General features: G+C 72.0%; 20 protein-coding genes. 18 read left to right on the plus strand and 2 right to left on the minus strand.

The window, feature by feature from the left end; all coding sequences use genetic code 11:
* Positions 1-68 precede the first annotated feature (68 nt).
* Entirely contained in the window at positions 69-1061 is a 993-nt protein-coding gene (locus ACH4RC_RS18540) for an ABC transporter substrate-binding protein (protein WP_398201846.1), read from the minus strand.
* Between the two features lie 164 nt (positions 1062-1225).
* On the opposite strand from ACH4RC_RS18540, the gene ACH4RC_RS18545 reads away from it, so the two are divergent.
* The 8 genes from ACH4RC_RS18545 (at position 1226) to ACH4RC_RS18580 (ending at position 10658) form a co-directional block, all read left to right on the plus strand.
* Entirely contained in the window at positions 1226-2575 is a 1350-nt protein-coding gene (locus ACH4RC_RS18545; RefSeq protein WP_398201848.1) for an MFS transporter, read from the plus strand.
* Between the two features lie 87 nt (positions 2576-2662).
* Positions 2663-3493, plus strand: coding sequence for an IclR family transcriptional regulator (locus tag ACH4RC_RS18550; protein ID WP_398201851.1), 831 nt, complete (start codon positions 2663-2665; stop codon positions 3491-3493).
* Positions 3494-3622: 129 nt separating this feature from the next.
* The gene (locus ACH4RC_RS18555; protein ID WP_398201854.1) at positions 3623-5944 is read left to right on the plus strand and encodes a CoA transferase; all 2322 of its coding nucleotides are present in this window, start codon (positions 3623-3625) and stop codon (positions 5942-5944) included.
* A complete protein-coding gene (locus ACH4RC_RS18560) occupies positions 5941-6741 on the plus strand; it encodes an enoyl-CoA hydratase/isomerase family protein (RefSeq protein WP_398201855.1) in 801 nt (266 codons plus the stop codon). Before ACH4RC_RS18555 ends, ACH4RC_RS18560 begins: the two co-directional genes overlap by 4 nt.
* A 321-nt stretch (positions 6742-7062) precedes the next feature.
* Entirely contained in the window at positions 7063-7842 is a 780-nt protein-coding gene (locus ACH4RC_RS18565) for an SDR family NAD(P)-dependent oxidoreductase (RefSeq protein WP_398201858.1), read from the plus strand.
* A gap of 133 nt (positions 7843-7975) precedes the next feature.
* Positions 7976-8824 (plus strand): alpha/beta fold hydrolase, encoded by an 849-nt coding sequence (locus tag ACH4RC_RS18570; RefSeq protein ID WP_398201861.1) that lies wholly within the window; start codon positions 7976-7978, stop codon positions 8822-8824.
* Positions 8825-8856: 32 nt separating this feature from the next.
* On the plus strand, positions 8857-9711 hold the full coding sequence (locus ACH4RC_RS18575) for an alpha/beta fold hydrolase (RefSeq protein WP_398201863.1): 855 nt from the start codon (positions 8857-8859) through the stop codon (positions 9709-9711).
* On the plus strand, positions 9711-10658 hold the full coding sequence (locus tag ACH4RC_RS18580) for a zinc-binding alcohol dehydrogenase family protein (RefSeq protein ID WP_398201866.1): 948 nt from the start codon (positions 9711-9713) through the stop codon (positions 10656-10658). The genes ACH4RC_RS18575 and ACH4RC_RS18580 overlap by 1 nt, the downstream gene beginning before the upstream one ends.
* Before the next feature lie 201 nt (positions 10659-10859).
* On the opposite strand, the gene ACH4RC_RS18585 is transcribed toward ACH4RC_RS18580, so the two are convergent.
* The gene (locus ACH4RC_RS18585; protein WP_398201868.1) at positions 10860-12371 is read right to left on the minus strand and encodes an AMP-binding protein; all 1512 of its coding nucleotides are present in this window, start codon (positions 12369-12371) and stop codon (positions 10860-10862) included.
* Positions 12372-12532: 161 nt separating this feature from the next.
* On the opposite strand from ACH4RC_RS18585, the gene ACH4RC_RS18590 reads away from it, so the two are divergent.
* From ACH4RC_RS18590 to ACH4RC_RS18635, 10 genes are all read left to right on the plus strand, one after another.
* A complete protein-coding gene (locus tag ACH4RC_RS18590; RefSeq protein ID WP_398201871.1) occupies positions 12533-13801 on the plus strand; it encodes a Rieske 2Fe-2S domain-containing protein in 1269 nt (422 codons plus the stop codon).
* A gap of 115 nt (positions 13802-13916) precedes the next feature.
* Positions 13917-15272 (plus strand): M20 family metallopeptidase, encoded by a 1356-nt coding sequence (locus tag ACH4RC_RS18595; protein WP_398201874.1) that lies wholly within the window; start codon positions 13917-13919, stop codon positions 15270-15272.
* Complete coding sequence (locus ACH4RC_RS18600; RefSeq protein ID WP_398201875.1) at positions 15269-16228, plus strand: catechol 1,2-dioxygenase; 960 nt, start codon at positions 15269-15271, stop codon at positions 16226-16228. The genes ACH4RC_RS18595 and ACH4RC_RS18600 overlap by 4 nt, the downstream gene beginning before the upstream one ends.
* A gap of 155 nt (positions 16229-16383) precedes the next feature.
* Complete coding sequence (locus ACH4RC_RS18605) at positions 16384-17136, plus strand: IclR family transcriptional regulator (RefSeq protein WP_398201878.1); 753 nt, start codon at positions 16384-16386, stop codon at positions 17134-17136.
* Between the two features lie 161 nt (positions 17137-17297).
* A complete protein-coding gene (locus tag ACH4RC_RS18610) occupies positions 17298-18302 on the plus strand; it encodes an NAD(P)/FAD-dependent oxidoreductase (RefSeq protein WP_398201880.1) in 1005 nt (334 codons plus the stop codon).
* Between the two features lie 7 nt (positions 18303-18309).
* Positions 18310-18630, plus strand: a complete 321-nt coding sequence (fdxA, locus tag ACH4RC_RS18615; RefSeq protein ID WP_398201882.1) for a ferredoxin — start codon at positions 18310-18312, stop codon at positions 18628-18630.
* Positions 18627-19433: a 2-keto-4-pentenoate hydratase gene (locus tag ACH4RC_RS18620; protein ID WP_398201883.1), complete on the plus strand. Its 807-nt coding sequence runs from the start codon at positions 18627-18629 to the stop codon at positions 19431-19433. Before fdxA ends, ACH4RC_RS18620 begins: the two co-directional genes overlap by 4 nt.
* The gene (locus tag ACH4RC_RS18625) at positions 19430-20386 is read left to right on the plus strand and encodes an acetaldehyde dehydrogenase (acetylating) (protein WP_398201886.1); all 957 of its coding nucleotides are present in this window, start codon (positions 19430-19432) and stop codon (positions 20384-20386) included. The genes ACH4RC_RS18620 and ACH4RC_RS18625 overlap by 4 nt, the downstream gene beginning before the upstream one ends.
* Positions 20383-21399 (plus strand): 4-hydroxy-2-oxovalerate aldolase, encoded by a 1017-nt coding sequence (gene dmpG / locus ACH4RC_RS18630; protein WP_398201888.1) that lies wholly within the window; start codon positions 20383-20385, stop codon positions 21397-21399. Before ACH4RC_RS18625 ends, dmpG begins: the two co-directional genes overlap by 4 nt.
* Positions 21396-22190, plus strand: coding sequence for an alpha/beta fold hydrolase (locus ACH4RC_RS18635; protein WP_398201890.1), 795 nt, complete (start codon positions 21396-21398; stop codon positions 22188-22190). Before dmpG ends, ACH4RC_RS18635 begins: the two co-directional genes overlap by 4 nt.
* The last annotated feature ends 48 nt before the right edge of the window (positions 22191-22238 follow it).

Below are 22238 nucleotides of genomic sequence, written 5' to 3' on the forward strand. Positions count from 1 at the left end.
TGTGAGGGCCGGTGCATGCGCGGCGGTCCGCTCAGCGGGACAGCGTGGGAATGGTGTGCCGGGGGCGGTCACCGGGCGTGCCGGTCGTACCAGCCGCGCAGCAGCACCGTGTCGAGGTCGGGCATGTTCTTGATGAGTTTCTGCCGGCGGAGGAAGTCCGCGATCCGGCGCGAGGACGTGGTGTCGGCGGAGGTCAGGCCACGGGCCTCGAAGGAGATCTCGCCGATGGCCTTCTCCGTTGCCGCGAGCGGGAGCTGGGCCTGCTCGTGGGCGGCGAGGGCGGCTGCGCGCGGGTCCTTGGTCACCAGCCGGTCGGCCTCGGCGACCACCTTGAAGACCTTCCCGGCGAGCTCCTCGTTCTCCTTCAGCCATCTCTGGTCCGCGAGCAGCCACTGCACGTAGGTGACGCCGAAGTCGCCGGTCGAACCGGCGATGTGGCCGCCCGCCTCGACCCCCTTGCTCACCCAGGGGTCGAAGAGGATGTAGCCGTCGATGTCGCCGCGCTGGAGCATGGTCGGGATCTCCTGCGGCGCGCTCTGCTGAATCTTCACGGAGTCCGGGTCGATGCCGTGATGCCGGAGGTATTCGTGCGTGGCGTAGAGGCCGAGGCCCTGGATCGAGCCCATCGTCCTGATCTGCCGCGGCGAGGTGACGCCCTTGCGCAGGACGACCTTGAGGTAGCGGCCCGAGGACTGGAAGGCGCCGAGGGCGCGCAGTCGCGGGTTGCCGACCATCTGCGGCAGCGCGGTGGAGTCGGCGTTGGCCGAGAGCTGTGCGGTACCGGCCGTCACCGCCTGGGCGGCGGCGGGCCCGCCCTCCACCTTCATCAGCTGCACGTCGAGGCCCGCCTTTTCGAACATGCCGCGCTCCGACGCGAGATAGAGCGGGGCGTAGGAGGCGTCGACGCCGAGCGCGATCCGTACGGTCGGGCTTGTGCCGCCCGCGGTTCCCGCCGAGTCGGTGGTGCCCGCGCCGCAGGCGGTACCAGTGGCGAGGAGGAGGGCCGGCAAGGCAAGGAGGGCGAGGACCGGGCGTCTGGTCGTGCGGGGGTGACGGAACATCGTTGCGACCTCCGGGTCGGAGTGCTGTCGAGGTGGCGGCACGCTGACACCCGGGAGGGGCGGCGGAAAGCGGGGCGTCCCATCTGGCGGACCGGGACGATTGAGGCGGCACCGGGCCGTTCGTACGCTCCACCGATCCCAGGGTCGATCGGCAAGGAGCACATATGACCCGCACGTGCACGACCGAGGACGCGTCCACGACGCGACGCGTGGTCATCGCGTCCGTCGCCGGCAACATGATGGAGTGGTACGACTTCTTCCTCTACACCACTGCCGCCGCGCTGGTCCTCGGCACGGTCTTCTTCCCTTCCGGCGGGCATCCGCTGCTCGGCACCATCGCGGCCCTGGCGGGGCATGCCGTGGGGTTCGCCGCCCGGCCGGTCGGGGGACTGATCTTCGGGCACATCGGTGACCGCCGGGGGCGCAAGGCCGCGCTCATGGGGACGCTCTCGCTGATGGGCGCCGCCACGTTCTGCATGGGGCTGCTGCCGTCGTACTCGACGGCCGGTCTGCTCTCCCCCGTGCTCCTGGTCCTGCTTCGGCTGTTGCAGGGCGCGGCGGCCGGCGGCGAGTGGGGCGGCGGCGTCCTGATCATCACCGAGAACGTCCCGGCCGAGCGGCGCGGGTTCCTCGCCTCGTTCAGCTCGTGCGGCATGGGCCTGGGCTTCGTCCTGTCCGCGCTGGCGCTGTGGCTGGCCCAGCAGGTGTCCGGGGACGGCTTCCTCGCCTGGGGCTGGCGGCTTCCGTTCCTGGCCAGCGCGGTGATCTTCGTGGTGGGCCTCTACATCCGCCGCAACCTCGGCGAGACGGACAGTTTCGAGGCCGAGTCCACGAAGGACGAGAAGGCAGCGCGTTCACCGCTGCGGGAAGTGCTGCGGCGCCACCCGCGCCAGATCCTCTTCGCGATGGCGCTGCGCTTCGCCGACAGCGGTGCCAGCTACATCTTCATGTCGTTCTCCCTCGTGTACGGGGCGTACGTGGGAATCTCCTCGACCGTGCTGCTGTGGGCGGGGATCACCGGGATGCTGGTGGACTCCGCGATGATGGTCGTCTTCGGCCGGCTCTCCGACAAGGTGGGCAGGCGCCCCGTCTATCTCGGCGGGGCGATCGGCATGCTGCTGTGGGCGGCACCCTTCTTCCTGCTCATGGACACGGGGCGGCCCGCCGCGGTGTGGGTGGCGTTCGTCGTCGGGCACATCGCCATCGCCGCGATGATCGGCGTCCAGCCCTCGTACTTCTCCGAGCTGTTCAGCACCAGCACCCGCTACTCCGGGATGGCGCTCGGCCATGAGCTGTCGTCGGCGATCGCCGGCGGTCTCTCGCCGGTGGTGGCGACCGCGCTGCTGGCCGCCACCGGTCACTTCCTGCCGGTGGCACTGCTCACCATGGGGATGGCGCTGGTCACGCTGGTGGCCCTGGTCTTCTTCGCACACGTGCCGGAAAGCGCCGGGATAGCCACCGTGCAGGAGGACGACCGGTCCCGGAAGGAGGACGTCAGCGCGCCCGTTGCCTGATGTTCACACCCCTGCCCCTCTATGCAACATGGCGTTGTTGCACTTCAAATGGCCTGTGCCGCCATGTGAAGATGTAAGGGGACGCTGATGGGGTCGTACGCCGACGAGGAAGTCCTGCTGCCCAATTCCGTACTGGGCAAGGCCCAGCTGCTGCTCGCCGCGTTCGAGTCGGGGGCGGGCCGGCTGCGGCTGAGCGAACTGAGCCGCCGGTCGGGCGTGCCCAAGGCGTCGGCGTACCGCCTCGCACAGGAACTGGTGCGGTGGGGGCTGCTGGACCGGCACGGCGAGACGTACGAACTCGGCATCAGACTCTTCCACCTGGGGCAGCGGGTGCCCGCTTCCGCGGTGCTGCGCACCGTGGCCCGCCCGCTGATGGCCGACCTGTTCACGCGGACCCGCGCCGCCGTGCACCTCGCGGTCCTCGACGCGGCCCATGTCCTGTTCCTGGAGAAGATCGCCGGAGAGGCCAACGTGCTCACCCACTCGTACGTCGGCGGCCGGCTGCCCGCCTCCTGCACGGCGACCGGTCAGATGCTGCTCGCCCTGGCTCCTGACCGGCCCGAGCGGGTGGCGGCGCTCGTGGACGCCGGGCTGCCCGTGCTGACCGCGCGCTCCGTGACGGACCCCCGGGTACTGGAGCGACGTCTGTCGACGGCGGCCCGCCAGGGGTACGCGCTTGAGGTCGAGGGGGTCAGGGCCGGTTACGCCAGCCTCGCCGTACCGGTGGCGCTGGGCCCGACGCGGTACGCGGCGCTCTCGGTCACCGCGCCGGTCGCGCAGGTGTCGGTGGAACGGTGCCTGGCGGCCTTGAAGGCCACGGCGGAGAGCATCGAGCGGGGTGTGGCGCAGAAGACGGCGTACGACGCGGAGCGCGCGGAGCGCGCGGAGCGCGTTCGGAAGGCGGCAGCGGTGAGCTGAGCCTTCCCCCGCTCCCGCTTCTCCTGCGGTCCCGGTCCGGTCAGCAGAACACGCCGGTGGCCCGCCTCCCCGCCCGCGGTGATCGTGAGATTCCGCAAAGGCTGCGGAGACGTAAGGGGAGGAGCCGTGGTGGGATCAGACACGGACCCGGCAGCACTGCGCGTGCCAGCAGCACTGCGCGTGCTCGACCTGACCGATGAGCTCGCCTTCCAGGGCGCCCGGTTGCTCGTGGGCATCGGCGCCGACGTCGTACGGACCGAGCCGGGCGCCGGGCTCGATCCGGCGGCCCGCACGCACTGGCACGCGGGCAAGCGCTGGACGCCGGTGCGCGACGCGGCGGAGCTCGACACGCTGGCGGCCGGCGCCGACGTCGTACTGGAGAGCGGGCCCGTGGCACGGCTGCGCGGGCTGCGTGAGGACGGTTCCTCGCGGTGGCCGCACGCCGTGCACGTGGTGGTGACGCCGTTCGGTCTCACCGGGCCGCGCCGCGACTGGCGCGGTGACGATCTGGTCCTGGCGTCGGCGGGCGGCATGACCTGGCTCGGCGGGCGCCCCGACGGACAGCCCAAGCCGCCGCCCCGCGAGCAGGCGCTGCAGACCGCGGGGGCGCACGCGGCGATCGGGGCGCTGCTCGGCATCGTGTCGGGCACCCCCCAGCTCGTCGACATCTCCGTGCAGGAGGCCGTCGCCGCCACGCTGGAGACCGCGGCCCTCGCATGGATCCACGCCGGACGTTTCCCCGTACGCAACGCGGGGGTGTACGAGCACGTCGCGCACCGGATCTTCGAGGCGGCGGACGGGTACGTGGCCGGGGGCTACTCCGGCAGCGACCGGATGTGGACGGATCTTCTGGCGTGGATGGCGGAGCGGGGCGAGGCCGGTGACCTGCTCGACGAGCGCTGGCAGGACGCCGCGTACCGGTGGGAGCGGCGCGCCCATGTCGACGAGCTCGTACAGCGGTTCGCGGCGCGGCAGCCCGCCGCCGGACTGGCCGCCGAGGCGCGGGCGCGAGCCCTGCCGTGGGCGGAGGTCGTACCGGCCGGGCGACTGACGGCCAACCCGCAGCTGCGTGCCCGCGACTCCCTCGTCACGGTCACCGGTGCGGGGCTGCCGGACGGCGGGGTCGAGGACGTCGGGTTCCCGTGGGCGGCGCTGCCGCGGCCGGTCACCCTGCCCGCGCTCCACGAGGCGGTGGGCGGCTCGCCGTGGCGCCACCCGGCCCAGGCACGCTCTCGTACGGAGCGGCCCGCGTCCGCTGCCCTGGAGGGGGTCCGGGTCCTCGATCTGACCTGGGTCCTCGCCGGTCCGTATGTGACCAAGCAGCTCGGGGAGCACGGCGCGGACATCGTCAAGATCGAGTCGCGGCACCGCCAGGACCCCACACGGTTCGCACCGTCGATGCATCTGCGGCCGGGCTCCGACCCCGACGACAGCGGCTACTTCCTCAACTTCAACCGCAACAAGCGCGGCGTCGCCCTGAACCTGCGCACCGAGGAAGGCCGGCGGCTGCTGCGTGAACTGGTCCCGCACTGCGACGTCGTCGTGGAGAACTTCAGCCCGGGGGTGCTCGCCCGCTGGGGCATGGACTACGCGTCGCTGCGCGAGCTGAACCCGGGCGTGATCCTGGTGTCGATGGCGGGGGTCGGGCAGACCGGGCCCTGGCGCAACGCCGTGACGTTCGCCGACACGCTCGCCGCGATGTCCGGCCTGGCCGCCGAGACCCGCGATCCGGGCGGCCCGCCGCAGGGCCTGACCTTCGGACTCGGCGACATGATCGCGGCCAACTCAGCGGTGCTCGCCACGCTCGATCTCCTTGCGGGGGGCCGGGGCGGGCACGTGGACCTGTCTCAGCTGGAGGCGATGGCCGCGGCGATGGGCCCGGCCGCGCTGGAACCGGTCCTGGGCGACGGTGTGCCGGATCCCCGGACCGCCGAGTTCCCGAACCGGTCGCCGCGTGCCGTGCCGCACGGGGTGTATCCGGCGGCCGGGGAAGACCGGTGGGTGGCGGTGTCGGTGACCGAAGAGGAACAGTGGCACGCCCTCACCCGACTCGTCGAACTGCCTTGTACGGGTGACGACTTGGCGGCCCGGCGAGGGCGCGAGGACGACATCGACGCCGCCCTCGCCGCCTGGACGCGCGGGCAGGACGCGCACAAGCTGGCCGAGCTCCTCCAGGCGGAGGGCGTCCCCGCTGCGGTCGTGGCGACCGGGCAGGACCTGGTCGAGGCCGATGAACAGCTCGCCGCCCGTGGCTTCTACCCCGTCCTGGACCATCCGCTGACCGGGCCGGTCAGGCACGAGGGGCTGGTCGCTCGGCTCGCCGCGACACCCGGCCGTCTCAGCCGGCCCGCCCCCCTGCTCGGCCAGCACACGGACGAGGTGCTGCGGGAACTGCTGGGCCTGACCGACGAACAACTGGCGGCACTGGCCGCCGAAGGAGTGACCGAATGAGCGAGGCGGACATGGACCAGGAGAACAGGGCCTCCGTACTCCACGTGACGTACGACGGCGCCGTCGCCACGATCCGCGTCGACCGGCCCAAGGCGAACGCCGTGAACCCGGCGATGATCGAGGAGTTCCTCACCGTCCTGCCGCCGCTGGCCGCCGACCCGGAGGTGCGCTGCATCGTCGTCACCGGCACCGGGCGGTTCTTCATCGCGGGCGCCGACATCGCCGTCATGCGGGACCTGTCGGCGGAGAACCAGGCGAGGATGCGCCGTTGGATCGACGTGCAACGGGTGATCGAGCAGGCGCCCAAGCCGGTCGTCGCGGCGATGAACGGCCACGCGCTGGGCGGCGGCGCCGAGCTGTCGCTCGCCTGCGACCTGCGAATCCTCTCGGCCGAGGCCACGTTCGGCTTCCCGGAGATGCGGCTCGGGCTGTTCCCGGGGGCGGGCGGCAGCCAGCGTCTCCCCCGGCTCGTCGGCCCCCACATGGCGAAGCGACTGATGATCGAGGGAGAGGGGCTGACGCCGCGGCGGGCCGCCGATCTCGGGCTCGTCGATGTCGTGGCGGAGCCCGCCGAGTTCGACGCGGTGGTCGCCGAGCGGGCCCGGCACCTCGCCACGCGGCCCACGGCCGCCATCGGGCTGCTCAAGCGAGTCGTCGACGAGGGCTACGGGCTGCCCGTCGAGCAAGCCCTGCGGCGCGAGGAGAAGGGGGTCGCCGACCTGACCGGAACCGCCGACGCGGCGGAGGGGTTGCAGGCGTTCCTCGACAAGCGGGCGCCGGTCTTCACCGGCCGGTGAGCGCGTGCGGCAGGCGTGGGCGACCTTCACCGTTCGGTGGCGACGCGCGGCAGGCGCGGGCCGTCATCACCGGCCGCTGACGACGCGCGGCAGGCGCGGGCCGTCATCACCGGCCGCTGACGACGTACGACCGACGTGAGCCGTCATCACCGGCCGCTGACGACGTACGACCGACGTGAGCCGTCATCACCGGCCGGTTGACGACGTACGACCGACACGGGCCGACCTCACCAACCGGTGACGACGTACGGCCGACACGGGCGGTCCGGTGAGCGGACCGCCCGCGTTGGCGTGTTCCTGGCCGAACCGCATTCTCGCCGGATGACCTCCACTCAGCACACCGAGGACGCCCTGTGGAACGGGCCCGTGCTCGTCACAGGCGGCACCAGCGGTATCGGCCTCGCGGTCGCCGAGGCAGCGGCCCGTGGGGGGCGGCCCGTGATCGTCACCGGGCGCTCCCCGGAACGCTGCCGGGCGGCAGCGCAGCGGCTCCACCCCATCGCCGCCGACAGGCAATTGGCACTCGCGGCGGACACCACGAACGCCGACGATCTCGCCGAGGCCGTACGCCGAGCCGAGGAGCGGTGGGGCCCGGTCACGGGACTGGTGACGGCCGCCGGCCGGCTCGCCCGCGGATCGGTGCTGACGCTCACGCCCGGCGACTTCCGTGCCGCCCTGGACACCAATGTCATCGGCACCTGGCTGGCGATGCGCGCCGTCCTGCCCGCGATGACCGACGCGGGCTTCGGCCGCATCGTGACGATCGGCTCCGTGCTCGGCTCGACCGGCGCTCCCGAGCGGTCCGGCTATGCCGCCGCCAAGGGCGCGGTCGCCGCGCTCACCAGGTCGGCGGCGCTGGAACTCGCCGCCAGCGGCGTGACCGTGAACTGCGTGGCCCCGGGCCCGGTGCGCACCCCCATGAACGAGGGCGACACCGGTACCGACGCCGCCGCCCAGGCGGCCTTCACCGCCAAAGTGCCGCTCGGCCGCTGGGGCCGGCCCGAGGACGTCGCGCATACGGTGCTGCCGCTGCTCGCGGCGGGCTCGTCCTTCACCACCGGCGCCGTGATCCATGTGGACGGCGGCTACACCGCCCAGTGAGCCCCGGGCGAACGCCCGGTGAACCGTCCGATGGAAGGGGTTCGCTGAGCGGACCGCGGCGCTGGGCCCGGGCCCGGCTCGGTGATGGGCTCGGCACAGCACCCCCTCCCCGCACTCGTACGGAAGGACTCGCATGTCACCAGCACCGGAGAGCCGCTACGCGGACGGCGCGGGCATCCGCTACCACTACCACGACCTCGGCTCGGGGCCCGACACCGTGTTCCTGCACGGCGGCGGCCCCGGCTGCACCGCGTGGAGCGATTTCGGGCCCGTCGCGCCCCTGTTCGCGGCCGACCGGCGCTGTCTGCTCGTCGACATCCACCAGTACGGCAAGTCGGAGAAGTCCCGTATCGAGGGCCCCATGTGGGACCACCACGCGGCGAAGACGGTCGGCCTGCTCGACACGCTCGGTGTGGACCGCGCCGACTTCGTGTGCAACTCATGGGGCGGCACCATCGCGCTCAACCTCGCCGCCGCCTACCCGGACCGCGTACGGTCCCTGGTCATCACCGGCAGCATGCCCGTCTTCTACGGGCCGCTCGCCCCGCTCCCGGAGAACGGGCACCGTGGCCGCACGGCCCGCGACGTCTACTACGGCGGCGAGGGCCCGACCCGCGAGAAGATGCGGCAGCTCATCACGAAGCTGGAGTGGTACGACGGCGCGAAGCTCCCCGAGGGGACGTTGACGCTGCGCTACGAGCAGAGCCTCGACGAGGAGGAGCGCGCGCTGGCGGCCATGTCCGACTCGCCGCGCGGCGACTGGCAGGACCTCACCGAGGAGCTGGGCCGGATCCAGGCTCCGACGCTCTTCATGTGGGGCATGCAGGACGCGTTCCTCACCCCGGACTACCCGCTGATGCTGGCCCGGATGGTCCCGAACGGGAACCTCCACGTGATGGATCACGCCTCCCACCACCTCCAGGAGGAGCGGCCCGAGGCGTACCACTCGGTGGTCAGCGGCTTCCTCGGCTCCCTCAACTGACTGACCCTCAACTCACGTACGGAGCAACGCACATGTCCATCTGGACCGAGATCAGCCCCACCCCCTTCCGCGTGGAGTACGTCGACGCCGCCGGAATCCCCACGCGCACCCTGCGCGCCGGTGACCCGAACGCACAGGCCGTCGTCTTCCTGCACGGCACCAGCGGTCACCTGGAGGCATTCGCGCGCAACATCACCGCGCACGCGGCCTACGACCTGCACGCCATCGACATGCTCGGCCACGGCTACACCGGCAAGCCCGACAAGCCGTACGAGATCGCCGACTACGTGGCGCACCTGATCGACTACCTGGACGCCGTCGGCGTCGACAGCGTCCACATCGTCGGCGAGTCCCTGGGCGGCTGGGTCGGCGCGCGCGTCGCCATCGACCACCCCGAGCGGGTGCGGAGCCTCCAGCTCCTGTGCTCCGGCGGCACCGTCGCCAACCCCGAGGTCATGGACCGCATCCGGACCAGCACCAAGCAGGCCGTCACCTCCGACGACATCGGCCTCACGCGCAAGCGGATGCGGCTGCTCATGGCCGACGACGCCTCCGCCACCGAGGAACTGGTCGAGGTCCGGCACGCGATCTACCACACGCCGGAGTTCGTCGCGGGCGTCGACAACCTTCTCTCCCTCCAGCAGATGGAGCGGCGCCAGCGCAACCTGCTCCGCCCGGAGCACCTGACGCAGATCACCCAGCCGACTCTGGTGGTGTGGGGCCGCAAGAACCCGTTCGGTGACGTGCCCGAGGCGCAGGCGCTGCACGAGGGGATCCCCGGCTCCCGCCTTGAGCTGTTCGACGACTGCGGGCACTGGCCGCAGCACGAGCAGGCCGAGCTCTACAACGCGCTCAGCCTCGACTTCATCGGCAAGGCGGCCGGCTGATGCGGGCCGTACGGTTCCACCAGTGGGGCGGACCTCCGGTCCTCGACGAGGTGTCCGAGCCCGTGCGCGCCCCGGGCGAGGTACTCGTGCAGGTACTGGCGGGCGGGGTCTCGCACCTCGATGTCACCGTCGCCTCCGGTGAGTTCGAACTGAAGCCGTCCCTGCCGTACGTCGGAGGTGTCGAGGGCGCGGGTACGGTCCTGGAGGCCGACGCCGACTCCGACCTCACGCCGGGCGATCAGGTCGTGCTGCGCGGCGGCGGCCTGGGTCTGCTGCGTGACGGCACGTGGGCGGAGCGGGTCAGCGTGAAGCGCAAGGCCGTCACCCCGCTCGCGGCCCCGCTCGATCCCGCGGTGGCGGCGAGCTTCTTCGTCCCCGCGACGACGGCGTACGTGGCACTTCACGACGTCGGCCGGATCGAGAAGGGTGAGGAGGTCGTCGTGGTGGGCGCCGCCGGCGCGGTCGGCGCGATGGTGGCGCAGCAGGCGCTGGCCGCGGGCGCGCGGGTGACCGGCGTGGTCGGTCGCGAGGACCAGCTGGCCGACGTGCCGAAGGGGGTGGAGGCCCTGACGCTGGAGGGCGCGGAGGGGCTGGCGCAGGACCGTGCGGCCTCCCTGCTCGTCGACACACTCGGCGGTGCGGGCCTGGTCGGCCGCAGCAGGTGGGTGCGGCAGGGCGGGCGCGCCGTCGTCATCGGCTATGTGGCCGGTCCGCGCGTCGAGCTCGATCTGCCGAGCTGGCTCCTCGACGAGGTGGCGCTGCTGCCGGTGAACATGATCCGCCAGGAGCGCCGGGCCCGTGAGGTCTCCGGCGACCTGGCGAGGCGCCTCTCCGAGGGCGAACTGTTCCTTGCGGTGCAGGAGTTCGGGCTCACGGAGGCGGCGGCGGCGCTTGACGCTCTGCGGGGCGGGCGGGTGCGGGGGCGGGCTGTTCTGTTGCCCGGGTGACGTCTCGGGACTGCGCGTCCATTGCCGGCTGAAGGTCCGGTGGGGGCTGGTCGCGCAGTTCCCCGCGCCCCTGAAGCATGCGCTACGCGCAGCTTCCCAGACGGGATGCCGCACGAAGTGCGCATCCCAGGGGCGCGGGGAACTGCGCGACCAGCCACGACGAGCCCGCACCCGGCAACGGACCCGCACCCCCCGAAAACCTCACCCGCACCGGTCCCACGTCCCCCCGCTCACCCCTCGCCGCCGCAGCACGGACTTACGTACCTTCCCCGTCTCCGTGAGCGGCAACTCCGCCACCACGTCCACGAACCGCGGTACCGCGAACGCCGGCAACTCTCCCGCACAGTGCCGCGCCACCTCCGCCGGATCGAGCGTGCGCCCGGCTCGCGGTACCACCGCCACCATCACCTCGTCCTCGGCAAGGTCGGAGGGGACCGGGAACGCGGCGGCCTCGGCGACGTCGGGGTGGGCCCGCAGCGCGGTCTCGACCTCGTAGGAGGAGATGTTCTCGCCGCGGCGCCGGATGCAGTCCTTGACGCGGTCGACGAACCGGAACCAGCCGTCGGGCTCGCGCACGACGCGGTCCCCCGTCCGCCGCCACGCACCGGACGGCTGCTCCGGTTCGCCCAGGTACCCCGTGGCGAAGCCGTGCTCGCGATCGGTGCGGACGACGAGTTCGCCGGGGACACCGTCCGGCACCTGCGAGCAGTCCGCGTCCACGACCCGCGCCTCGAATCCGGCGCGCACGGTGCCCATGTAGCCGGGGCGGCAGTCCTCCGGCGCGGAGCCGATGACGAGGTTGGTCTCCGTGGAACCGAACCCGTCGACGAGCGTCACACCGAACCGTTCGCGGAACGTCTCCCACAGCGGTCCTGGCGTGCCGGGACCGAGCCCGCGCCATGCCCGGTGCGCGCGGTCGCCGGGTCCCGGCGGCTGCGCGAGCAGCATCGGCACCATGGCGCCGAGCACATACACGCAGGTGGCGCCCGTCTCGGCGACCCGCGCCCAGTGACGCGAGGCGGAGAATCGGCGGTCCACCACTGCCGAGGCGCCCACCGTCATGGCCTGGGCCAGCGCGTTGAGGGCGTTGGTGTGGAACAGGGGCAGGCAGGTGTACAGGGTGTCGTCGGCGGTCAGGCGCAGCGAGTCGGCCACGTTCCGGCCCCACCAGGCGAACTGGGCGTGCGGGCAGCGCACGCCGCGGGAGGGCCCTGTCGTGCCGGAGGTGAACAGGATGGCCGCCGTGTCGCCGGGACGGGACGGATACGGGTCGAGGACGGGCTCGACGCCAGGGACGGGAGCCTGCCGCGAACCGGTCACCCACACCTCCCCGGCGAACCCCGCGCCCACCGCGCCCACCGCGTCCTCCGCACGTGACGCCAGCTCCTCGTCCACGTACAGGGCTCGCGGTCGCGCCTCGTTCAGCGCGTGCCGGAGCAGCCGTCCGTGCAGCGCGGTGTTGAGCGGGACGACGACGGCACCGAGCCAGGCACAGCCGAGGACGAGGTCGACCAGTTCGACGCGGTTGGGGAGCAGCGCGGCGACCCGGTCGCCGGGTCGGCAGCCGCGGGCCGCGAGCGCGCCGGCCATCGTGGCCGCGGCCATGCGCGTCTGCGCGTAGGTGCGCCGGGTCCCGTCGACGGTGAGGAAGGGACGCTCGCCGTGGAGTGCGGCCGCCGCGTCGACCAGGCCGGGGATCGTCATGCGGTTCATGGGCGGATGCTGTCCGCCCGCGCCGGGGCGATCAAGGGCGCTGGTTCGCTGACCGGTCCGCTTCCGGCCATGGTCCGTTCACCGGAACAGGTTCATAGGCGGGCGCCGCGCCGCGCCGGATGCTCGTGCCGCACACCCACTGAGCAGGAGGCCACGACGAGATGACGACGAGCGAACAACCCCCCGCCGCCCGGAAGACCGCCGCGAAGGACGCCGCCGCCGAGAAGTCCGGCAAGGGCGAGGCCCGGACGCGCCGTGGTGCCGCCGCCGAGAAGATCGGCCGGCAGGACTGGTCGTCCTGGCCCCACTACGACAAGGCGGCGTCCGGATTCCGCGGCTACTGGTATCCGGTCACCTGGGCGTCCCACATCACCGGTGACCCGAAGCCGTTCACGATCTGCGGCGAGAAGATCACGCTGATCCGCGACAGCGGCAAGGTGTACGCGCTGCACAACCGCTGCCCGCACCGCGGAGTGCCGTTGTCCGAGGGCAACCAGCAGTTCCCCGGCACGGTCAGCTGCCCGTACCACGGCTGGACCTTCGACCTGCCCACGGGCAAGCTGTCCGCGGTCATCACCGACGGTCCCGGCTGCCGGCTCACGGGCAAGCTCGGCGTGCGGACGTATTCGGTCGAGGAGCGGCTCGGCATGGTCTGGGTCTTCGTCCCGGTCGCCGACGAGGAGCCGCACCCGATCGACGAGCAGCTCCCCGAGGAGCTGGTGTCGAACGCCTTCGTGATGGGCGGCCGTATCGAGCCGCGCGGCGGCAACTGGCGCTTCGCCTGCGAGAACGGCTTCGACGAGGGCCACGCGAAGTACCTGCACCGCACCGCCCTGTGGCGGCTCTTCAAGCCGATGCCGACGTGGAACATCACCCGGATCGTGCCGCAGGGCCGCTGGATCTACCGGGTGCAGGACGAGGTGTACTGGGAGGCCGACTTCCCCGGCGTGGGCCGCTGGTCCAACAAGCGGTGGTGGAAGAAGCAGCCGCCGAAGGAGACCTTCAACCTCGGCAACACCGGCAAGGCCGACGACGTCGACCCGGTCATCGAGGCCCAGGAGTTCCCCGGTTTCGCGTCCCTGTCGATGCCGGGCGTGCTGCGGATCGCGTACCCGAAGTTCATCCACTACGAGTTCTACGTCCCGGTGGACGAGGACAACCACCGCTACGTCGGCGTGATGGTCAACTTCACGCAGGGCTGGGAGACGCTCCGCTTCTACGGCAAGTACCTCGGCGCCATCCGCTGGCTGTTCCACGGTGAGTTCTCCGGCCAGGACGCCTGGATGGTCGACGTCACCGACGCTCCCCCGGAGAAGCTCTACCGCCCTGATGTGTCACTGACCTCGTGGCGCAATCTCAGCGAGGACGAGTACGGCAAGAAGCTCGCCGCCGCCGGTGTCACCGAACCCACCACCGACGAGGAGGCCTGATCATGGCCCGCACCCTGTTCAAGATCCTGCTCGGTGTCGCCGTCGCGGTGGCGCTGCCCCGCGCCAAGCGGCGATTCGCGCAGACCACCATGACCCAGGTCCACCGGGTCAACCAGTGAGCGGCGACGGACTGGCCGGCCTCGATTCGCGGCGTCGGGGCTGGGTGACGGAGGCGTGGAAGCACGTCACCGAGGAGCGGCTGCGCGAGCTGATCGTCGGCCTGGTCGGCGTTCCCAGCCCGACCGGTGACGAGCGGCCGCTGGCCGAACACATCGCGCGGGCGCTGGAATCGGTCGGCCTGCGCTCGGCCTGTCAGCCGCTCGACGCGCGGCAGGCGAACGCCTGGGCGCGCCTCGAAGGCGACGGTACCGGCCCCGACCTGATGCTGTACGCGCCCATCGACACCTTCACCGTGGGTGACGAGCGCGAGGACGTGCCGTGGATCGGGCCGAAGCTGCGTGAGGACATGCGCCCCGAGGCCACCGTCTACGACGATCTGGTGACCGGGCTCGGCGCCTCCAACCCCAAGGGCCACGCGGCCTGCGTGATGATGGCCGCCGAGGCGATCGCGCTCGCCGGGGTCCCGCTGACCGGGGATCTGGTGGCCGCGTTCGGCGCGGGCGGCATGCCGACCAACGCCCGGCCCGGCAGCGACCGGCTCAACACCGGTCAGGGCGCGGGTTGTTCGTTCCTCCTGGAGCAGGGCGTGTGGACGGATTACGCGGTCATCGCCAAACCCGGATGGACGGTCTCGTGGGACGAGGTCGGCCTGGTGTGGTTCGAGGTGACGGTGCACGGCACCCACACCTACGTGGGCTCGCGCCACCGGCTCCCGTACGACAACGCGATCCGCCGCGCCGGAGAGGTCGTCCAGCACCTGGAGGACTGGTTCGCCGAGTACGCGAAGCGGCACACCGGCGGCACGGTCGCCCCGCAGGGCGTCGTCTCGTCGGTGCGCGGCGGCTGGCCGCGTCTCGCCGCGGCGACCCCGGCTGCCTGCACCCTGCGCGTCGACCTGCGGATCGCACCGGGGACGACGCCGATGCAGGCGAAGCGTGAATTCAGCGCCGTGATCGCGGAGTTGAAGGGCTCCATGCCGGGGCTCGACGCCACGGTGGAGATGATTCTGGCGATCCCGGGGACGACCACCAGCCGGGAGAGCTGGATCTTCCGCAGCGCCGTGGCCGGGTGGGAGGCCATCGAAGGGCGTCCGCACGAGGCCGCGCGCGGCAACAGCGGCGCCACCGACGCGAACATCCTGCGCGGTCGCGGCATCCCGACGGTCCGCGTCGGCATGCCGAAGGTGGCCGAGGCGCCCTTCGACATCGACTTCGCCCGCGGCATGAACACCGTCTCCGTACGGGAGATGCGGAGACTGACCCGCCACCTGATCCGTACGGCGGTCGACACCGTCACCCGTTCCCGCGAGGAATGCGACTCCCCCACGGCACCGGAAGGAGCAACGGCATGAGCGAGATCGTGCTCGGCGTGGGAGCCTCCCACAGCACGCTGATGAACACGCACTGGGAGGAGACGGTCCACAAGGACCGGGCCGAGCGCTTCCGTGACGCGCTCGGCACGGCCCGCGACGAACTGGCCCGCACTCGCCCCGACACCGTCGTCCTGATCGGCTCGAACCACTTCCGCGGGTTCTGGCTCGACCTGATCCCGCCGTTCACGCTCGGCGTCGGGGAGTGTATTGCGAGCGGCGAGTCCGGGACGCCGAAGGGGCCGCAGCCGGTCGATGTGCCGCTGGCGCAGCACATCGCGGACTCGCTGGTGGAGAGCGGGCGGTTCGACCCGGCGTTCTCCGCGCGGCTCCAGATCGACCACGGGCAGTCCCACGCCATCCAGTACCTGCTCGACGGCCTGGACGTCGAGATCGTGCCCCTGGTGGTGAACGTCTTCGCCCAACCCCTGCCGACCCTCGCACGCTGCGAGGAACTGGGGCGCGCCATTCGTGAGGCCGTGCTCGCCTTCCCCGGCGAGCGGCGGGTCGCGGTGGTCGGCTCGGGCGGGCTCTCGCACCGGCTGCCCTGGCCGGACTGGCGCGAACCGCACGGCGAAGACGAGGAGTTCATGGTCGGCGCCTGGCTCGACGGCCGGAACAACTGGCAGGACTACGACGCCCGGCGCCGCGAGATCATCCGGGCCGCCGAGGCATCCCTCACTCCGGAGTTCGACCACGAGTTCCTGGCTCTTCTCGAACGCGGCGAGGCGCATCGGCTCACCGCGTACACGACGGACGAACTGGAGAAGGCGGCGGGCAACGGCGCGCAGGAGCTGCGTACATGGCTGCTGATGGCGGCTGCCCTGGACCACGCGCCCGCACGGCGTCTGGCGTACGAGCCGATGCCCGAATGGCTCACCGGGATGGGGGTCGCGGTCATCGACCCGGCGGCCGTGGACGCGGGGCAGTCGGCATGAAGGCGCCGGCCGGAGCACCGACGGCCGAGCACCGTCCCGCCGCCGCACCGTCCGCCGCACCATCCGCCGGATTCGTTCTCTCCTCCGTGCGACCCGGGCGACCGGCGGAATCTGAGCCGTCGGAGAGGTCGGAGCCGTCGGAGGAACCGGGGCCCGTGGCCGAAGCGGTCGGGGGCGATCCGATGAACTCCGTGCTGGGAAAAGTCCGTCCCATCCTGGAGGCTTTCACCTCCGACGACGCCGCGCTCTCGCTCGCGGAGCTGGTGCGCCGCTCGGGGGCGGCCAAGGCCACGGTGCACCGGCTGGCCCAGGAGCTGGTCACCTGGGGGCTGCTGGAGCGCGAAGGCTGCGACTACCGGCTCGGCCTGCGCCTGTTCGAGCTGGGGCAGCGCGTGCACCGCCAGCGCATCCTGCGCGAGGCCGTGCAGCCGTACATGGAGGACCTGCTCCTGATCACCCGGGAGACGATCCACTTCGCCATCCACGACAGCCTGGACGTGGTCTACCTCGACAAGATCTTCCCGCACCGCGGGCTGAACGCCGAGTCCCGGATCGCGGGCCGGCTGCCGCTGTACTGCACGGGTACCGGCAAGGCGATCCTGGCGCACTCCTCGCCGTCGCTCTTCGTCGAGGTGGTCCGCAGCGGCCTCAAGCCGCTCACCCGGCACACCGTGATCTCACCGGGGCGGCTCCGCGCCCAGCTCGACCGGATCCGGGAGGAGGGCATCGCCCTGGAGTCGGAGGAGATCAGACTCGGCTACGCGAGTCTGGCCGTGCCCGTGTTCGCCGGGGGCACCACGCTCGTGGGCGCCCTGTCCATCACGGCACCCACGTACCGGATGGACGCGGCCGGGCACGCGACCGCCCTGCGGACGGCGGCACTGGGGATCGGCCGGTCGCTGGCGTAGCGGTGTGACGCGCCACGCACGCGAAGGGGCCCACCGGACGGTGGGCCCCTCGCCGCGTTCAGGCGCTGTCCCGGCGCTGTTCCCGTGCTGTCCCGGTGCCGTCCCGGTCACCGGAACGACTCCGTAGGGGGAACCGCCCGCTCGTTCCTACGCTCACGGACATGAGCCAACTCACCGAGAACACCGGTGTCCTGACCACCGATGTCCTGATCATCGGCGCCGGTCCGGCGGGCCTCTACGGCGCGTACTACGCCGGGTTCCGCGGTCTGACCGTCACCGTCATGGACGTGCTGCCGCAACTCGGCGGGCAGGTCAGCGCGATGTATCCCGAGAAGCCGATCTTCGACATCGCCGGTTTCCTCTCCGTGCGCGGCCGCGACCTGGTGGACGGTCTCGTCGCGCAGGCCGAGCCGTACTCGCCCCGCTACCTCCTGGGTCACCGGGCCGCCGAGCTGACGTACGACGCGGAAGGGCTGCCGGTGGTCCGCAGCGACCAGGGGGCGACGGTGCGGGCGAGGGCCGTCGTGATCACGGGGGGCGTGGGTACGTTCACGCCTCGCCCGCTGCCTGCCGGGGAGGAGTTCCTCGGGCGGGGTCTGGAGTACTTCGTCCCGGACCCCTCCGTACACGCGGGCCGGGACGTGGTCGTGGTCGGCGGCGGCGACAGCGCCTTCGACTGGGCGGCGCTGCTCTCCCCGATCGCCCGCTCGGTCACCCTCGTGCACCGCACCGCCCGCTTCCGCGCCCACACGGCGTCCGTCGAAAAGGTCCGCGCCCTCGGCATCGGGATCGTCACCGACAGCGAGGCGAGCCGGCTCATCGGCGCCGACCGCGTGGAGGCGGCCGAGATCCGGCACCGTACGACGAAGGAGACCCGGATCGTCCCCGCCCAGGCCGTCGTCGCCGCCCTCGGTTTCCTCGCCGACCTCGGCCCGCTCCAGCACTGGGGGCTCGACCTCCAGGCCCGCAAGATCACCGTCGACACCCACATGGCGACGAACCTGCCCCGGGTGTTCGCCGCGGGCGACACCACCGACTACCCCGGCAAGGTCCGCCTCATCTCGGTCGGCTTCGGCGAGGCCGCCACCGCCGTCAACAACGCGGCCACCGTCATCGACCCGGAGGCGGCCCTGTTCCCCGGGCACTCCACCGAGAAGGAGCACTGAGCACACCATGGCGTACGTCATCGGCGCGTCCTGCGTCGACATCATGGACCGGTCCTGCATGGAGGAGTGCCCGGTCGACTGCATCTACGAGGGCGAGCGCAAGCTCTACATCAACCCGATGGAGTGCATCGACTGCGGGGCCTGCGAAGTCGCCTGCCCGGAACAGGCGATCACCGTCGACCGCAAGGCCGACCCCGACTTCCGCGAGGACAACCGGCGCTTCTTCACCGAGGCCCTGCCCGGCCGCGACGCCGCACTCGGCTCCCCCGGCGGAGCGACACCCCTCGGCCCGGTCGGCGTCGACACTCCGCTGGTGAGCGCCCGATGAGCGCCGCCGAGGTGACGAAGGCGGCCGACGCGCTGCGGGCGGCCGAGCGCACGGGTGAGCCCTGCCCGCCCGTACGGTCCCTGCTGACCGAGGGCGACATCGACGCCGCGTACCGCGTCCAGCGCGTCAACACCGAGCGCGGCCTGGCCACGGGCCGCCGCATCGCCGGACGCAAGATCGGCCTCACCTCCCCCGCCGTGCAGACCCAACTCGGCGTCGGGCAACCGGACTTCGGTACGCTCTTCGCCGACATGGCCGTCCCCGACGGCGGCACCGTCGCGGCCGGGCGGCTCATCCAGCCGAAGGTCGAGGCCGAGGTCGCGCTCGTGCTCGGTGCGGACCTGCCGCACCGCGACTGCACCGTGGCCGACGTGATCCGGGCGACGGACTTCGCGCTCGCCGCGCTGGAGATCGTGGACAGCCGCGTCGCCGACTGGGACATCACCATCGTCGACACCGTCGCCGACAACGCCTCCAGCGGCCTGTACGTACTCGGCGGCACGCCCGTACCGCTGTCGGGCCTGGACCTGCGCGCCGTACGGATGACGATGACGCGCGACGGCTCACCGGACCCGGTGTCCGAGGGCACCGGTGCCGACTGCCTGGGCAGTCCGCTCAATGCCGCCGCGTGGCTCGCCTCGACGCTGGCCACGGCGGGGGACCCACTGCGGGCCGGGGACGTCGTGCTCACCGGCGCGCTCGGGCCGATGGCAGTGGCCACGCCCGGGGACCGTTTCGAGGCGCGCATCAGTCAGCTGGGCCGGATCAGCGTGCAGTTCGCGCAGGAGGGACACACCGCATGAGTAGTACCCGCACCAAGGTCGCCGTCATCGGATCGGGCAATATCGGCACCGATCTGATGATCAAGGTCCTGCGCCTGTCCGAGTCGCTGGAGATCGCCGCCATGGCCGGGATCGACCCGGACTCGGACGGCCTGGCCCGCGCCCGCCGCCTGAAGGTCGCCACCACCCACGAGGGCGTCGAAGGGCTGGTGAGAATGGAGGAGTTCGAGGACATCGAGATCGTCTTCGACGCGACCTCGGCCGGCGCCCACCGCCACCACGAGGACATCCTGCGGCCCCTCGGCCGCACCCTGATCGACCTGACCCCGGCGGCCGTCGGCCCGTACGTCGTCCCGCCGGTCAACGGCGACGCCCACCTGGGCGCCCCGAACGTCAACATGGTCACGTGCGGCGGCCAGGCCACCATCCCGATCGTCGCCGCCGTCGACGCGGTGAGCCCGGTCCACTACGGGGAGATCGTCGCCTCGATCTCCTCGCGCTCCGCCGGGCCCGGCACCCGCGCCAACATCGACGAGTTCACCGAGACGACCTCCTCGGCCATCGAGCAGGTCGGGGGCGCCACCCGCGGCAAAGCGATCATCGTCCTCAACCCGGCCGACCCCCCGCTGATCATGCGGGACACCGTGCACTGCGTCGTCTCCGCCTGCGCCGAGGAGACCCTCACGGCGTCCGTCGAGGAGATGGTCGGCCGCGTCCAGGCGTACGTTCCCGGCTACCGCCTCAAGCAGAAGGTGCAGTACGAGACGGTCCGCCCCGGCGATCCCCTGCACGCGCTCGCCCCGGCCGGGACCGGCGAGGCCCTCAAGGTCTCCGTCTTCCTGGAAGTGGAGGGCGCCGCCCACTACTTGCCCGCCTACGCCGGAAACCTCGACATCATGACGTCGGCCGCGCTGCGCACCGCCGAGCGTATGGCCGCGCACCACGCCACTGCTGCGAAGGAGGCGGCCAAGTGACGAGTCTCTACGTCCAGGACGTGACCCTGCGGGACGGCATGCACGCCGTCCGCCACCGCTACACCACCGGCCAGGCCCGCTCCATCGCCGCCGCCCTCGACGCCGCCGGGGTCGCCGCCATCGAGATCGCCCACGGCGACGGCCTCGCGGGGTCCAGCGTCAACTACGGCGTCGGCGCGCACACCGACTGGGAGTGGATCGAGGCCGTCGTCGACGCCACGACCACCGCGATCCCCACCACGCTGCTCCTGCCCGGCATCGGCACCATCCACGACCTCAAGCAGGCCCACACGCTCGGCATCCGCTCGGTGCGCGTCGCGACGCACTGCACCGAGGCCGACATAGCCGCGCAACACATCGCCGCCGCGCGGGAGTTGGGTATGGACGTCGCCGGGTTCCTGATGATGTCCCACATGGCCGAGCCCGCCGAACTCGCCCGCCAGGCCAAGCTCATGGAGTCCTACGGCGCACACTGCGTGTACGTCACCGACTCCGGCGGCCGCCTCACGATGGACGGGGTACGGAGCCGGTTCCGTGCCTACCGCGATGTCCTCGACCCGGCCACCGAACTGGGCATCCACGCCCACCACAACCTCGCGCTCGGCGTCGCCAACACGGTCGTCGCCGTGGAGGAGGGCGTCACCCGCGTCGACGCCTCCCTCGCCGGGCAGGGCGCGGGCGCCGGCAACTGTCCCCTCGAAGCGTTCGTCGCCGTCGCCGATCTGATGGGCTGGAAGCACCACTGTGATCTGTTCCCGCTGATGGACGCCGCCGACGACCTCGTACGCCCGCTCCAGGACCGTGAAGTGCGGGTGGACCGGGAGACGCTGAGCCTCGGGTACGCGGGCGTCTACTCCAGCTTCCTGCGCCACGCGGAAGCGGCGGCCGCCCGCTACGGCCTGGACACCCGCACCATCCTGGTCGAGGTCGGGCGGCGCGGAATGGTCGGCGGTCAAGAAGACATGATCACGGACATCGCGCTCGACCTCACCACGAAAGCGACCCACGCATGACGGACACGGACGCCCTGCGGAAGGGCTACGTGCCCAGCCGCTTCGGGCAGTTGCACTACGTGGAGTCCGGCGACGGGGAGCCCGTGCTGCTGCTCCACCAGACACCCCGCTCCTGGACCGAGTACCTCGGCGTCCTCCCCCTGATCGGGGCCCGCCACCGGGCCATCGCGATGGACACCCTGGGCTACGGCGCGTCCGCGAAGCCCGCGGGGCCCCATTCCGTCGAGCGGTTCGCGGACGGCGTCGGTGATCTGGTCGAGGCGCTCGGCCTCGACCGGTTCCACCTCGTAGGCCATCACACCGGCGGGGTGATCGCCGTCGAGGTGGCGGCGCGGTTCCAGGACCGGGTGGCGAGCCTGCTGCTGTCGGCGACCGCGTTCGTCGACGACGAGAAGCGCGCCGGTACGGGCGGCCACGGCCGCGTCGACCACGTGGACCCGAAGCCCGACGGCTCGCACCTGCGCGAGTTGTGGGACAGACGGCGCGGCTTCTACCGGCCGGGCGAGGAGGCGGCCCTGACCCGGTACGTCATCGACGCGCTGACCGTCCTCGACCGGGTCGAGGAGGGCCACGAGTCGCTGCGCCGCTACGCCATGGAGCCCCGCCTGCCGCACATCACCGCGCGCACCCTCGCCGTCTGCGCACCGGACGACCACTTCTCGCTCCCCTCCCTGGCGAAGTTCGCGGCCGCGCTCGGTTGCGGGACGAGGGTGCTGTCCCATGGGCATGTGGCGGCGCCGGAGCAGGTGCCGGAGGAGTTCGCGCGTACGGTCCTCGCCTGGGTGGGGTGATCCCCTCGGCCCACGGTCACCCGATGCCGATGCCTGCCCTGAGCACGG

Origin of the sequence: Streptomyces sp. NPDC016845 (assembly GCF_044332585.1) — a bacterium.
Taxonomy (GTDB): domain Bacteria; phylum Actinomycetota; class Actinomycetes; order Streptomycetales; family Streptomycetaceae; genus Streptomyces.